This is a genomic window from Salinicola halophilus (assembly GCF_003206155.1).
GTDB classification, from domain to species: domain Bacteria; phylum Pseudomonadota; class Gammaproteobacteria; order Pseudomonadales; family Halomonadaceae; genus Salinicola; species Salinicola halophilus.
On the sequence record NZ_PZJV01000007.1, the window covers coordinates 127,620 to 142,108 of the forward strand.

The window sequence follows — 14,489 nt, forward strand, 5'->3', positions numbered from 1 at the left end:
CGTCTTTTCCATCGACTCTCGGGCGCGACGCGGAGACAGCTGCATGCAAAAACGCGATCTTCTCTATGCCGGCAAGGCCAAGTCGGTCTATCTGAGCGACGACCCGCAGCGGCTGGTGCTGCACTTCCGCGACGACACCAGCGCCTTCGACGGCAAGAAGAAGGAGGCGCTCGAGCGCAAGGGCATGGTCAACAACCGCTTCAACGCCTTCGTCATGCAAAAGCTGGCGGAAGCGGGCATCCCCACGCACTTCGACACGCTGCTCTCCGAGACCGAGTGCGTAGTGAAAAAGCTCGAGATGATTCCGGTCGAGTGCGTGGTGCGTAACGTCGCCGCGGGCGGCCTGGTACGTCGTCTGGGGGTCGAGGAGGGCATCGCGCTCGCGCCGCCGACCTTCGAGCTCTTTCTCAAGAACGATGAGAAGGGCGACCCGATGATCAACGAGTCGCTCGCCGAGACCTTCGGCTGGGCCACGCCCGAGCAGCTGGCGACCATGAAGTCGCTCACCTTTCGCGTCAACGACGTGCTCAAGCAGCTCTTCCTCGACGGCGACATGCTGCTGGTGGACTACAAGCTCGAGTTCGGCGTGTTCGACGGCGAGATCGTGCTGGGTGATGAGTTCTCCCCCGACGGCTGCCGGCTGTGGGACGCCAACACCCGCGAGAAGATGGACAAGGACCGCTTCCGCCAGGGGCTTGGCGGCGTGATCGAAGCCTACGAAGAGGTGGGGCGCCGGATCGGCATGACTTTCGACTGAGACGCCCCTGGCGGCAATCGCCGCTCGAGTCGCCAGAATCCCAAAAAGCCCGACGGTNNACCGTCGGGCTTTTTTGTCGCTGACGTGTCGAGGCGTGCACCAAGACAACTCAGTCGAGGCGTTTGGCACCCAGGATCGTGATCGGCTCGCGGGGAACGTCCGCATGCGGCCCTTGGCGCCCGGTCGGGGTCTGGGCGATGGCGTCGACCACTTCCATGCCCGACACGACGTGGCCGAAGACGGTGTAGCCCGGATTGTAGAGGTCGCGATAGTCGAGCGCGTCGTTGTCTTCCAGATTGACGAAGAACTGGCTGGTCGCGGAGTCCGGATTGGACGTTCGCGCCATGGCAACGGTACCGCGGCCGTTCGGGATGCCGCTCTTCTCCAGCGCGATCGGTGCATGCGTGGACTGGCTCTCGAGTTCGGCGTCCATGCCCCCGCCCTGGATCATGAAGCCGGGAATCACCCGGTGAAACACCGTTCCGGCGTAGAAGTCCTCGTCGACGTAGCGCAGAAAATTCTCGACCGTACGCGGCGCCGCCTGGGCGTCGAGCTCGAGTTCGATGTTCCCTTGGCTCGTCTCCAACCGCACGTGGGGCGAGTCGGTATCGGCGAGTGCCGGTAGCGACAGGGTCGCCAGAAGAGGGAGGGAGAACAGGATCGTCGGCATTCGCATCGGCAGGCTCCAGACGGTTGGCGAAGAGCGCCAAGCCTAGCCGGATCGTCAGGGCGTGACCAGATCCCGGGGGGCGACCGCGAACACCTCGAGCGTGGTGGGTGTCGCGCCTGCTACCGCGCGAAATCGCACGTTGACGTCGCGCAGACCGACGCCGTAGTCGCGCGCCGCCGAGTCGCCGGCGTGATAGGCCGGGCGCGGGTCCTGCGCCAGGACCTCCTCGATCAGCCGGCGCAGCGCTTCACCCGAGGGGTGATGGGCGAGCTGCCGCTCCGCCGGCGCGGTGAACCGGACCGATGTGGCCGTCGGCGGCGCCGGCGCGAAGCCCGCGCGAGCATCGTGTCGGGCCTCCGCCCATGGCAGGTAGGGCTTGATGTCGAGAATCGGCGTGGCATCGCTGAGATCGTGGCTGCGCAGATGAAGCTTGACGCGACTTCGCTGCTCGGCCAGCCGCGAGCCCACGATCGGCGCCTCGCTCGGTGTCGGTTTGGTGCTGGTCTCGACGCGCTCGAGCGTGACCAGCGATAGGCCAAGGCGGTTGGGGCGGTGCGTGGCGCGACTGGCGAAGACGCCGATGCGGCGATTGCCGCCCAGTCGGGGCGGACGTACCCGCGGCGACCAGCGCTCGGGGCTGCGGTCGAAGACGAACTGCAGCCAGAGATGCTCGAAGTCCTCGAGGCCGGCAACGGCGAGCGGATCGTCGTACGCGGGAGCGAGATAGAGGATCGCCCGTGCCGACGGCGCCAGGCCCGGCTGGCGGGGAATGCCGAACTTGTCGGGATAGTCGCTCGCGACATGACCGATCGCCGAGAGCGTGAAGCTTGTGTCCAGAGATTGCATGGAAAATCGGACTTCTGGAGGTGAAATTCGGCAACGGTGCCATACTGCAGGGACGCGTGAGCCACGATGAGACGGGCAATCCATCGACTCGCATCATACGGACTCGCAGATGCCACGGAGAGGTGTTGGATGAGTTTTTTACACGTATATCACGAAGCGGACGGTGAGCAGCCGCTGCTGAGCACGCACGATCCCTACCGCATCTCGCTGGAAATGAGTTCGATCGAGGTTTATTTCGATCGGCGAGAGCTGACCCCGCTACCGGTCGGCGTCGATCGGCAGGAACTGATGGTGCTCCACCACGACGTTGCGGCCGAAGTGCTGCGATTGAGCGGTCGCGCGCACTGCGATCTGCGCGGCATGAGCCCGCGATATCCGGATCTCGAGCTGCGTCGCGAACTGCTGTTCTCCGAATCCGCCGACGAGGAGGAGAGCTGGCACCTGTTCCTGCGCGGACAGGCGATCTTCTATCTGCACGTGAACAACCGCGTCTATGTCGTCGGCTGTGAGCGAGGCGATCTGATCTCGTTGCCGGCGGGGCTGCCGCACTGGCTCGACATCGGTCCGGAACCGGACTTCCTGCTGCTGACCATGAGCAACTCGCTGTCGCAAAGCTCGATTGCCACCGCGAGCGATATCGCCACCCGATTCCCCCGATTCGAAAAACTGATCGAAGATGCCGTCGCCTGACGTCGATTCGCCAGGTGTTGATTGGCCAAGTGTTGATTCGCTAAGCATTGATTCGATGAGGCGGATCGCTTCATCTGCCTGATTCGGCTTGCCTGGGATCATGTTGCCGAGCGCGTTGTGTGTCGCCAGGATGGCAGTGGATCGACGGCGTCGCGGCGAGCGACCCAGTCGAACATTCCGTCAGCGGGGGCCGTGTCCGGCGAGCCGGCCGAACGGCGAGGAGAGAGCATGATCGCGCGGACGCGTTTTCGAGAGGCCCTGCCGCGGGATGCGGCGGATCAGGCGGAAGTGTTCCATCACGCGGTGATGGAAGGGGCGTCGTCACACTACACCCTCGCTCAGCGCGAAGCCTGGGCAGCGGCACTGCCGCGCACTGCCGAGGCCTGGATGGCACGTCAGGTGCTCTATCCGACGCTGATCGCCGAGTGCGACGGCCACTGCGTGGGCTTTTGCGAGCGTGATACGGCACTCAGCTGTGTGGAAACGCTCTATGTCTGGCCCTCGGTCGCCCGTCAGGGTATCGGTGCCAGACTGCTCGCACTCACGCTGGAGGCGTTTCGTCTGGCCGGGGTGCCGCGAATCGGCATCGAGGCGAGCCTGATACTCGCGCCCAGTCTCGAAGCCAGCGGGTGGGTTCGCGAGAGCCAGAACTGGGTGGAGCGCCACGGCCAGCGACTCGACCGTGTCAGGCTGCACTACGCGCTCGATACCTGATGCGCCGGCGAGCCAGTTCGCAAGCTCTAGCCCCACGATGGCCGCTTCCTCCCCGGCGCCCGAAACGACCCCGCCCCGACTCGCCCCCTGCCAGCCGGCCGTCTTTCATCGCCTTCACCGTTACCGCGCCGCCATTGTCGTGCACTCGATGGCCATTCATGAAACCCATTCATGAAAAACGACGAATCCTTCATTGGTTTTCATTTCAGGACGGCTGACACAATGGCGTCAGACCGATCCCAACGCACTTGAAGGTATTCATCGATGGCAAACGATCTGATCACCCAGCGGCTCGACCAGGGTCCCCTCATCTGCGCCGAAGGTTTCCTCTTCGAACTCGAGCGGCGCGGCTATCTCTCCGCCGGTGAGTTCGTGCCGGAGGTGGCACTGCTGCGCCCCGACGCGCTGGAAGCCCTGCATCGAGATTTCCAGCACGCCGGTTCGGACATCGTTCAGGCGTTCACCTACAACGGCCATCGCGAGAAGATGCGGGTGATCGGCAAGGAAGAGCTGCTGGAGCCGCTGAACCGCGCCGCGCTCAAGATCGCGCGCAAAGTCGCCGACGACAAGCCGGGCAACCTGATGGCCGGCAACATCTCCAACAGTAACGTCTGGGACCCGGAAGACCCGGCGTCGCAGCAGAGTGTGCGCGCGATGTTCGACGAGATGGTGGAGTGGGCGGTCGAAGAGGGCGCCGACTTCATCATCGGCGAAACCTTCTATTACGCCGGCGAGGCCCAGGCGGCACTGGAAGCGATCAAGGCCAAGGGGCTGCCCGCCGTCATCACGCTGGCGCCGATGGCCGAGAATCGGATGATCGACGGCCCCGGCATCGTCGAGACCTGCGTGGCACTCGAAGGCAACGGCGCCAGCGTGGTCGGGCTGAACTGCTTCCGCGGGCCGGACACCATGCTGCCGTGGATTCAGCAGGTTCGCGAGGCGGTTTCCTGTCACGTGGCGGCGCTGCCGGTGACCTTTCGCACCACCGCGCAGGAGCCGACCTTCTTCAACCTCTCCGATACGCACAACTGCAGCTGCCCGTCGCCGCACGGGCGGCCGTTCCCCACTGCGCTCGATCCGCTGTTCTGCAACCGCTACGAACTCGGCGCCTTTGCCCGCCAGGCCTTCGATCTCGGCGTCAACTATCTCGGTGTCTGCTGCGGCGCCGCGCCGATGCACATTCGTGAAGTCGCCATGAGCGTTGGCCGCGAGCCGGAAGCGGCGCGATTCGCCGAGCGCATGCAGAACCACTTCATGTACGGCACCCACGACCGCCTGCCAAAGCACATCACCGCGCTGGGCGAGAAAGCCTGACGCAGGGCCCGTCGAGAGCGGAGACCGGGCGCGACGGTGTCGCGTCCGGCTGATGCGATGCCGAAGATGTGCGGCCATCGGCCCGAACTTTCCCTCGAAACCGAATTCCGGTAAAGTCGCTTTCATTATGAAAGTGAGTGACGATCCCGAACTCTGTCCCGTCGCCCGCGCGCTACACTGCGTGGGCGACAGCTGGACGCTGTTGATCCTGCGTGACGCCTTCCAGGGCGCCACGCGCTTCGACACGTTCCAGCGTGATCTGGGCATTGCCTCCAACATGCTGACGCGGCGTCTCGAGCGCATGGTCGCCAACGGTCTGCTGGAGAAATTCCGCTATCAGGATCGCCCGGCGCGCTTCGAGTATCGACTCACCCAGGCCGGTCGCGATCTGCTACCGGTGATTCTCACGCTCTATCAGTGGGGCGAGTCGCATCGCCCGATTCCTCAACGGGGGCTTCGCCTGATCGACCGCGATACCCGGGCGCCCATCGCGCCGGTCGTCGTCGACGCGGCGACGGGCGAGGCGCTCACGCTGGAATGTCTCACGCTATCTCCCGGGCCGGACGCCACGCCGGCCATGCATCGACGCGCCGAACGCATGCATGCGATGCGCGCGCGCACCACCCCGAATTCCGCCGAGACCGACGAGGCGGCCCCCGCAGCGGGGGCCGACGCGGTCAGGCGTTCGATCAACGACCGATAAGGACACCGTCATGCGACGCATCGTAGTGACCGGAATGGGCATTCTCTCGCCGCTGGGCTGCAATCTCGAAACCGTCTGGCAGCGACTGCTGTCCGGCGCCTCCGGGTTGCGCCAGCTGCCGGCAGAAACCGTCGAGGGGCTCGCCGTGGGCGTTGGCGGGCCGGTGCCGACGATCGAGGAAGACAGCGCCGGTTTCGATCTCGACGGCACCATCGACCCCAAGGAGCGGCGCAAGATGGACCGCTTCATCCAGATGGCCGTGGTCGCCGCCGAGCAGGCGCTGACTCAGGCCGACTGGTTCCCTGAGAGCGACGCCGACAAGGAGCGTACCGCCACCGTGATCGGCTCCGGCATCGGCGGCTTTCCGGCCATCGCCGATGCCGTGCGCACCGTCGACAGCCGCGGTCCGCGTCGCCTGTCGCCGTTCACCATTCCGTCGTTTCTGGCCAACCTGGCCTGCGGTCACGTATCGATCCGCCACGGCCTCAAGGGACCGCTGGGCGCGCCGGTGACCGCCTGCGCCGCCGGCCTGCAGGCGATCGGCGATGCCGCACGGATGATTCACGCCGGCGAAGCGGACGTCGCCGTCTGCGGCGGTAGCGAAGCGTGTATCGATCGCGTCAGCCTCGGCGGCTTTGCCGCGGCGAAAGCGCTCTCCTCGCACTACAACGACACCCCGGAAGCCGCCTCGCGTCCCTTTGACCAGGGCCGCGACGGCTTCGTCATGGGCGAGGGCGCGGGACTGTTGGTGATCGAAACGCTCGAGCATGCGCTGGCCCGCGGCGCCAAGCCGATCGCGGAGATCGTCGGCTACGGCACCAGCTCGGATGCCTACCACCTGACCGCCGGGCCGGAAGATGGCGAAGGGGCGGCCCGCGCGATGCAGGTTGCCCTGCGTCAGGCGAACCTGGCGCCGACGGATATCGGCCATCTCAACGCCCATGCGACCTCGACGCCCGTCGGCGATCGCGGCGAACTGGCGGCGGTACGGCGCGTGTTCGGCGATCACCGCCCGGCGATCAGCGCGACCAAGGCCGCGACCGGTCACCTGCTGGGCGCTGCCGGTGGGGTCGAATCGATCTTCACGCTGCTTGCCCTGCGCGATCAGATCGCCCCGGTGACGCGCAATCTCGACGACCCGGACCCGATGGCTGCCGACATGGACATCGTCCGCGGCGAATCCCGCGAGATGTCGATGGAGCACGCCATCTGCAACGGCTTCGGCTTCGGCGGGGTGAACGCCAGCATCATCTTCAAGCGCTACGCCGGCTGAAACGGGCCGCACGCGGCGACATCGGCGATGCGTCATGCAAAACGCCAGCGACGAAGGTCGCTGGCGTTTTTTGTGATGGCAGGCTTCAGGCTTCTTCGCAGCTCTCAGCTCTCAGCTCGCAGCTTCAGGCCATCGTATCGACGATGCCGCCCTCGACCCGCATGGCCGCGCCGGTGGTAGCGCTGGCCTGCTCGGAGGCGAGGTAGACGCTGAGGTTGGCGACCTCGTCGACCTCGGCCACGCGCTGGATGATCGACGACGGCCGGTTCTCCTTGACGAAGTTGGCCTCCGCCTCGGCTTCGCTCACCCCCTGCTGGCGGGCGATGTCGGCGATCATGTTGCCCACGCCTTCGGACTTGGTCGGCCCCGGCAGAACCGCGTTGACCGTGACCTGTGTGCCGGCGAGCACCTTGGCGAGACCGCGGGAGATCGACTGCACCGCGCTCTTGGTCATGCCGTAGTGGACCATTTCGGCGGGGATGTTGAGCGCGGATTCGCTGGAGAGGAACTGGATCCGACCCCAGTCGCGCTGCTTCATGCCCTGGGCGTAGTGGCGCGACAGCCGCACCGCGCTCATCACGTTGACGTCGAAGAACTGCTGCCACTCCTCGTCCGGGATCTCGAAGAAGTCTTTCGGCCCGAAGATCCCCACGTTGTTGATCAGGATATCGCAGTCGGGCTTGGCCTGAATCAGCGCGCGGCAACCCTCGGCCGTACCGAGGTCCGCTGCGACGCCGTCGGCGGTGGACCCGGGCACCTCGGCCTGGAGCGTGGCGATCGCCTCGTCGACGCGGGCCTGAGTGCGCCCGGTCACGGTCACGGCGGCACCGGCGTCGGCGAGCCCCTTGGCGATGGCGAGGCCGATGCCGGCGGTGGAACCGGTGACGATGGCAGTCTTGCCGGTAAGGTCGATCTTCATGCTGACACTCCCTGATAGTGGTTCACGCAGTCGATGACGGCGGGAGCCGAAAGTCGGCGACGCTCGCCCGTCGATCGCGACTGACGTCTGGGTACGCCTCTGACATCGGGGCGGCGGGGCGTGACGACAACCCGTCTTCGCGAATAAGGTGGACGATCGCCGGGTGCCGGGCGTGGGCGCTTTTCGCAACTCCTCGTCCCATCGCTGAAAGTCGCCGCCCCGCCCGGTCCCTATACTCGTTTGAACACCTCGGTTCGATAGACCCACCTTCAGGGAGAGAAACATGCCCGCCAGCTCGACGCGTGACGATTTCGACAAGTACATGGCCCCGAACTACTCGCCGCAGCAGGCGATCCCGGTCCGCGGCGAAGGCAGCCGTCTGTGGGATCAGGAAGGGCGCGAGTACATCGATTTCGCCGGCGGCATCGCGGTCAACGCGCTCGGTCATTGCCATCCGGCGCTGGTCGGCGCGCTCACCGAGCAGGCCAACAAGCTCTGGCATCTCTCCAACGTCTACACCAACGAGCCGGCGCTGGCGCTGAGTCGCGAGCTGGTCGAGCGCACCTTCGCCGACAAGGTCTTCTTCTGCTCCTCCGGCGGCGAGGCCAACGAGGCGGCGTTCAAGCTGGCTCGTCGCTGGGGCTTCGACAACTTCGGCGAGAAGAAGCACAAGATCGTCTCGTTCAAGCAGTCCTTCCACGGGCGCACGCTCTTCACCGTCAGCGTCGGCGGCCAGCCCAAGTACACCGAGGGCTTCGGCCCGGTACCCGGCGGCATCAGCCACGCCACCTTCAACGATCTGGATAGCGTTCGCGCGCTGATCGACGACGACACCTGCGCGGTGGTGGTCGAGCCGATCCAGGGCGAGGGCGGCGTGACGCCGGCCACGCCCGAGTTCCTGCAGGGGCTGCGCGAGCTCTGTGATCAGCATCAGGCGCTGTTGGTGATGGACGAGGTCCAGTCCGGCGTCGGACGCAGCGGCAAGCTCTACGCCTACATGCACTACGGCGTGACGCCGGACATCCTGACCAGCGCCAAGGCGATCGGCGGCGGTTTCCCGCTCGGCGCCATGCTGGCCTCCGATCGGGTCGCCAAGTCGCTGGTCGTCGGTACCCACGGCTCCACCTACGGCGGCAACCCGCTGGCCTGTGCGGTAGGGCTCGCGGCGGTGACCACCATCGACACGCCCGACGTGCTCGAGGGGGTCGAGCGGCGCCACATGCTCTTCCGCGAGCATCTCGAGGTGATCAACCGCAAGCACGGCGTGTTCAAGGAGATTCGCGGCATGGGGCTGCTGATCGGCGCCGAGATGAGCGACGACTTCCAGGGCAAGGCACGTGACATCCTGCCGCTGGCTCTCGAAGAGGGGCTGATGGCGCTGGTCGCCGGCCCCAACGTGCTGCGCATGGCGCCGTCGCTGGTGATTTCGGAGGTGGAGATCGAAGAGGGCATGGCGCGGCTGGAGCTCGCCATCGAGCGGCTCGTCGGCCAATCATGAGCGATTCGCGCACTGACGCCGCCGCTCTTGCGGCGGCGGACGATACCGGCCAGCTGCTGGTGCGCCCCGCGCGGGCGGACGATCTGGCAGCGATCGAGCGCCTCGCCAGCAGCGCCACGCCGCGGCTGACCAATCTGCCGCTGCATCGCGACCGGCTCGAGGAGCGTATCGCCCGCTCGACGCGAGCGCTCTCCCACAATGTCGACTTCCCCGGTGACGAGACCTACACCTTCGTGCTCGAGGATCGCGGCGAGCTGGTGGGGACGGCGAGCATCCGCGCTCAGGCCGGGGCCCAGGACGTCTACTACACCTACCGCCAGGAGACGCTGATCCACGCCTCGCAGCAGCTCGATCTGCGTCACGAGGTGCAGACGCTCTCGCTCTCCCACGAGATGTCGGAGGTGTCACTACTCTGCGCGCTGTCGCTGGACGCCCGCTATCGCCATACCAGCGCGGCCTCGCTGCTGCGTCGGGCGCGGCTGATGTTCATCGCCCAGTATCCGGAGCGCTTCGCCGAGGTGCTTGGCGTCGCCTTCCCGGGCTATCTCGACGACGACGGCCAGTCGCCGTTCTGGAACAGCGTCGGTCGCCACTTCTTCCAGCAGGACTACCACGAGATCAATCATCTGGCGGGCGTGCGCTCGAAGAGCTTCATCGCCGAGGTGATGCCGCAGTTTCCGCTCTATCTGCCGCTGCTCACCCCTCAGGCCCGCGCTGCCATCGGCCGCGAACACGCGGTCCACGAGCCGGCATTGACCGAGATGCTCGCCGAAGGGTTCGTGCGTTCGCGCCACGTCGATATCTTCGACGCCGGGCCCGTACTGCGCGGCGAGCGCGTCCGGCTACGCACGCTCACCCGCTGTGGCTGGCATCCGGTACGTATTCGCCCGGCCGCCTCGCTGCCGGACGGCGAGCCGGCGATGGTCGCCAATCAGCAGCTGGCGGATTTTCGCTGCACCGTGGCGCGCTACGCGCTGACGCCCACCGGGCAGCTGCTGCTCTCCGAGGCCCAGGCCGAGCTGCTGGGTGTCGAGGAGGGGCGCGCGGTACTTGCCGCACCGCTGACGCTGCCGGACGTCGAGGATGCGCTGGACGAGGGAGAATTCTGATGCGCCTGAGACCCATCGCACACGACGACATTGCCGAGCTCAAGGCGCTGGCGCAGGAGACCGGGGTCGGTTTCACCTCGCTGCCGGACAGCCAGGAGTTTCTGAGCGCCAAGATCGACAAGGCGGTCGCGGCCTTCGAGGCCCGCGTTCCGCCGGAGGAGCGCCTCTACTTCTTCGTGCTCGAGGACGAGACCAGCGGCGAGCTCGCCGGCTGCTGCGCCATCGAGGCCGAAGTCGGCCGGGAGACGCCGTTCTATCACTACCGGGTGGGCAAGCTTGCGCACTCGTCGGTGCAGCTCGATCTGCACCGCACCATCGACACGCTCTTTCTGAGTTCGGATCACACCGGGGACGCCGAGGTGGCGTCGCTGTTTCTGCGCCCGGCCTACCGGCGCGATCGCAACGGCACGCTGCTCTCCAAGGCGCGCTGGCTGTTCATGGCGGAGTTCCGGGAGTGCTTTCCCGACAAGGTGCTCGCCGAGATGCGCGGGGCGTTCAGCGCCGAGGGCGTCAATCCGTTCTGGGAGAGTCTTGGCAGCCACTTCTTCCCCATGGAGTTCAAGCGGGCGGATCAGCTCACCGGCCTCGGGCAGAAGAGCTTCATCGGCGAGCTGATGCCGAAGTATCCGATCTACACGCCGTTCCTGCCGCAGGCGGCCCGCGACTGCATCGGTCAGGTGCACGAACATACCCGCCCGGCGCTGGAGATGCTCAAGAAAGAAGGTCTGCGCTGGGAGGGTTACATCGACATCTTCGACGGTGGCCCCACGGTCGAGGCGTATATCGACGATGTTCGGGCGATCCGCCACTCCCACTGCGTGAGCGTCGAGATCGGCGATGCCGGGCTCGAACAGAGCGAGCGGCCGGGCTGGCTGGCGGCGAGCACCGGCATGGCGGATTTTCGCTGCAGCTGGATCGGTCGCGGGCCGAGCGACGACGGCGTCGTCACGCTCACACCGCGGGAGGCCGCGCGCCTCGGCGTGGGCAGTGGCGGCCGGCTGCGCCTGCTCGAAACGTAAAGAACGTAAAGACAGCGATACCCGCGCCGTGGCGCGGGCAGGCGACAACGCAGGACGAATCGACGAGGTAAGGGGCGGGGCCGAACGCGCTGTGCGTGGCGCCTTACCCGCGTTCCAGAACAACCAGGAGTGAGATATGCACGCCAAGCAGCAGCTGCTGATCGACGGTCACTGGCAGCAGGGTCAGGCCGACGTCTTTGACAAGCGAGATCCCGTCTCGGGTGAAGCGCTGTGGCAGGCGAGTGCGGCCTCACCCGAGCAGGTGAATGCGGCGGTCGCGGCAGCTCGCCGCGCCTTCCCCGGCTGGGCACGACGGGCATTCGACGAGCGCCAAACCGTCGTCGAACGCTTCCGCGACCAGCTCGAGGCGCAACGCGAGCCGCTGGCGATCAGCATCGCCCAGGAGACGGGCAAGCCGATCTGGGAGGCGCGGACCGAAATCGGCGCGATGATCGGCAAGGTCGCCATCTCGCTCACCGCCTACCACGAGCGAACCGGCGAGCGCGCCCGCGACGCCAACGGCACGCGGGCGGTGCTGCGCCACCGCCCGCATGGGGTGATGGCCGTTTTCGGCCCCTACAACTTTCCCGGCCACCTGCCCAACGGGCATATCGTACCGGCGCTGCTCGCGGGTAACTGCGTGGTCTTCAAGCCCAGCGAGCAGACGCCGATGACCGCCGACCTGGTGCTGCAGTGCTGGGAGCGAGCGGGCCTGCCGGCCGGCGTGATCAATCTGGTTCAGGGCGCCGCCGAGGTGGGGCAGGCACTGGCGGGCAATGCCGATATCGATGGCCTGCTCTTCACCGGCAGCGCCAGGATCGGCGGGCTGCTGCACCGTCAGTTCGCCGGCCAGCTGGACAAGATTCTGGCGCTGGAGCTTGGCGGCAACAACCCGCTGGTGATCAAGGACGTGCGCGATCTCGACGCGGCCGTACTCACCGTGCTGCAGTCCGCGTTTCTCTCCGGCGGGCAGCGCTGTACCTGCGCCCGACGGCTCATCGTGCCGAAGGGGGAAAGCGGCGATCGGCTGATCGACAAACTCGTCGAAGCGATGCGTGCGCTGCACGTGGCCGCGCCGTTCAGCGAACCTGCGCCGTTCTACTCCGGCCTCGTCAGCCCGGAAGCCGCCGAGGGGCTGCTTGCCGCCCAGGCGGATCTCGAGTCCCGCGGCGGCGAGGTGCTGGTGCGCATGGCCTCGCTGGAGGCGGGCACCAGCCTGCTCTCGCCGGGGCTGATCGACGTCACCGGCTGCGACGTGCCGGACGAGGAGCACTTCGGGCCGCTGCTCAAGGTGAGTCGCTACGCCGACTGGGACGAGGCGATCGAGCTTGCCAATGACACCCGTTACGGCCTCTCCGCCGGCCTCATCGGCGGCGATCAGTCCGACTGGGACGAGTTCCTGCTGCGCATTCGCGCCGGCATCGTCAACTGGAACCGGCAGACCACCGGCGCCTCCAGTGATGCGCCCTTCGGCGGCATCGGCGACAGCGGCAATCACCGCCCGAGCGCCTACTACGCGGCAGACTACTGCGCCTACCCGGTCGCCTCGATGGAAGCCGACACCCTGGCGATGCCGAGCGAGCTGCCACCCGGAGTCAGGTTATGAGCGGCGATGCGATGAATGACGCCGTGAGTGACGTCCAGGAGGTCAATTTCGACGGTCTGGTCGGCCCGACGCACAACTATGCCGGGCTCGCCCACGGCAACGTCGCCTCGATGCGTCACGGCGGGCTCGAGGCCAACCCGCGGGAGGCGGCACTGCAGGGACTGGAGAAGATGAAGTCCCTGATGGATGCCGGCTACGCCCAGGGCGTGCTGCCGCCGCAGCAGCGCCCCGATCTCGGCGCGCTGCGGGCGCTCGGCTTCGGCGGCAGCGATGCCCAGGTTCTTGCCCGCGCCGCCGAGCAGGCTCCGCACCTTCTGCGCGCGGTCTGCTCGGCCTCGAGCATGTGGACGGCCAATGCCGCCACGGTGACGCCGGGCGTCGACGCCCCCGACGGCCGCGTCCATTTCACCCCGGCCAACCTGCAGTCGAGCTTTCATCGCTATCTGGAGCCGCAGACCACCGGTCGGGTGCTGGCGGCGATCTTCAGCGACGCCGGCCACTTCGCGCACCACCCGGCGCTGCCGGCGACGCCGGCGTTCTCCGACGAGGGCGCTGCCAACCACACCCGGCTGGCAGGCGACCACGGCGAGGCCGGCGTGCATCTCTACGTCTACGGACGCCAGGCCTTCGGCGGCGAGCGCGGCCCGGTGCGCTATCCGGCCCGCCAGACGCGGGAGGCGAGCGAGGCCATCGCCCGCCAGCACGGTCTGAGCGATGCCCAGTGCGTCTTCGCCCAGCAGCATCCGGACGCCATCGACGCCGGTGTCTTTCACAACGACGTCATCGCCGTGGGCAACGGCCCCGTGCTGCTCTATCACGACATGGCGTTTCGGAACGAGGCGGGCACGCTGGACGCGCTGCGTGAGCGGATGGCATCACCGCTGATACCGGTGCGGGTGCCAAGTGAGGCGATCGCACTCGATGACGCCGTCTCGACCTATCTGTTCAACTCGCAGCTGCTCTCCAACCCCGACGGCAGCATGACGCTGGTAGTGCCCGGGGAGTGTCAGGAGAACGAGTCGGTCTGGCGGGTGATTCAGGATCTGCTGCTGGCGGGCTACAACCCGATCAGCGAGGTGGTGGTGAAAGACGTCAAGCAGAGCATGCGCAACGGCGGTGGCCCCGCCTGTTTGCGTCTGCGCGTGGCGCTCTCCGCCGCCGAGCGCGGCGCCATGAGCGGGCGGGCGCTGCTGACCGAGAAGCTCTACGCCGAGCTGATTGCCTGGGTCGAGCGGCACTACCGCGACCGGCTCGGTCCAGGGGATCTCGCCGACCCTGCACTCGCCCGCGAGACCCTGACCGCACTGGATGAGCTCACCGGGCTGCTGCGGATCGGCAGCGTCTATCCGTTTCAGCTCGACGCCTGAGCGC

General features: G+C 66.8%; 14 protein-coding genes. 11 read left to right on the forward strand and 3 right to left on the reverse strand.

Annotated elements, in window-relative coordinates; genetic code table 11:
• The first annotated feature begins 43 nt into the window (after positions 1-43).
• Positions 44-757 (forward strand): phosphoribosylaminoimidazolesuccinocarboxamide synthase, encoded by a 714-nt coding sequence (gene purC / locus DOM33_RS15355; RefSeq protein WP_110670560.1) that lies wholly within the window; start codon positions 44-46, stop codon positions 755-757.
• Between the two features lie 109 nt (positions 758-866).
• On the opposite strand, the gene DOM33_RS15360 is transcribed toward purC, so the two are convergent.
• Positions 867-1,433: a peptidylprolyl isomerase gene (locus DOM33_RS15360; protein WP_110670562.1), complete on the reverse strand. Its 567-nt coding sequence runs from the start codon at positions 1,431-1,433 to the stop codon at positions 867-869.
• Positions 1,434-1,481: 48 nt separating this feature from the next.
• Positions 1,482-2,273 carry a tRNA (N6-threonylcarbamoyladenosine(37)-N6)-methyltransferase TrmO gene (tsaA, locus tag DOM33_RS15365; protein WP_110670564.1) on the reverse strand — a complete coding sequence of 264 codons (792 nt, stop codon included), beginning with the start codon at positions 2,271-2,273 and terminating at the stop codon, positions 1,482-1,484.
• Between the two features lie 129 nt (positions 2,274-2,402).
• Here tsaA and DOM33_RS15370 point away from each other — a divergent pair, with 129 nt between their 5' ends.
• The 5 genes from DOM33_RS15370 (at position 2,403) to fabF (ending at position 6,967) form a co-directional block, all read left to right on the forward strand.
• Entirely contained in the window at positions 2,403-2,963 is a 561-nt protein-coding gene (locus tag DOM33_RS15370) for a cupin (RefSeq protein WP_162617997.1), read from the forward strand.
• Between the two features lie 228 nt (positions 2,964-3,191).
• Entirely contained in the window at positions 3,192-3,677 is a 486-nt protein-coding gene (locus DOM33_RS15375; RefSeq protein ID WP_110670568.1) for a GNAT family N-acetyltransferase, read from the forward strand.
• Positions 3,678-3,941: 264 nt separating this feature from the next.
• A complete protein-coding gene (locus DOM33_RS15380) occupies positions 3,942-4,991 on the forward strand; it encodes a homocysteine S-methyltransferase family protein (RefSeq protein ID WP_110670570.1) in 1,050 nt (349 codons plus the stop codon).
• A gap of 127 nt (positions 4,992-5,118) precedes the next feature.
• A complete protein-coding gene (locus tag DOM33_RS15385; RefSeq protein WP_110670573.1) occupies positions 5,119-5,694 on the forward strand; it encodes a winged helix-turn-helix transcriptional regulator in 576 nt (191 codons plus the stop codon).
• Between the two features lie 10 nt (positions 5,695-5,704).
• Positions 5,705-6,967, forward strand: coding sequence for a beta-ketoacyl-ACP synthase II (gene fabF / locus DOM33_RS15390; RefSeq protein ID WP_110670575.1), 1,263 nt, complete (start codon positions 5,705-5,707; stop codon positions 6,965-6,967).
• Between the two features lie 124 nt (positions 6,968-7,091).
• On the opposite strand, the gene DOM33_RS15395 is transcribed toward fabF, so the two are convergent.
• Positions 7,092-7,886 carry an SDR family NAD(P)-dependent oxidoreductase gene (locus tag DOM33_RS15395; protein WP_110670577.1) on the reverse strand — a complete coding sequence of 265 codons (795 nt, stop codon included), beginning with the start codon at positions 7,884-7,886 and terminating at the stop codon, positions 7,092-7,094.
• 283 nt (positions 7,887-8,169) lie between these two features.
• On the opposite strand from DOM33_RS15395, the gene DOM33_RS15400 reads away from it, so the two are divergent.
• The 5 genes from DOM33_RS15400 to astB all read left to right on the forward strand — a co-directional run bounded on the left by DOM33_RS15400 (position 8,170) and on the right by astB (position 14,485).
• Positions 8,170-9,384, forward strand: a complete 1,215-nt coding sequence (locus DOM33_RS15400) for an aspartate aminotransferase family protein (protein ID WP_110670579.1) — start codon at positions 8,170-8,172, stop codon at positions 9,382-9,384.
• Positions 9,381-10,493 (forward strand): arginine N-succinyltransferase, encoded by a 1,113-nt coding sequence (locus DOM33_RS15405; RefSeq protein ID WP_110670580.1) that lies wholly within the window; start codon positions 9,381-9,383, stop codon positions 10,491-10,493. The genes DOM33_RS15400 and DOM33_RS15405 overlap by 4 nt, the downstream gene beginning before the upstream one ends.
• A complete protein-coding gene (astA, locus tag DOM33_RS15410) occupies positions 10,493-11,512 on the forward strand; it encodes an arginine N-succinyltransferase (protein ID WP_110670582.1) in 1,020 nt (339 codons plus the stop codon). The genes DOM33_RS15405 and astA overlap by 1 nt, the downstream gene beginning before the upstream one ends.
• 136 nt (positions 11,513-11,648) lie before the next feature.
• Positions 11,649-13,118 carry a succinylglutamate-semialdehyde dehydrogenase gene (gene astD, locus DOM33_RS15415; protein ID WP_110670584.1) on the forward strand — a complete coding sequence of 490 codons (1,470 nt, stop codon included), beginning with the start codon at positions 11,649-11,651 and terminating at the stop codon, positions 13,116-13,118.
• Entirely contained in the window at positions 13,115-14,485 is a 1,371-nt protein-coding gene (astB, locus tag DOM33_RS15420; RefSeq protein ID WP_239495392.1) for an N-succinylarginine dihydrolase, read from the forward strand. The genes astD and astB overlap by 4 nt, the downstream gene beginning before the upstream one ends.
• Positions 14,486-14,489 lie beyond the last annotated feature (4 nt).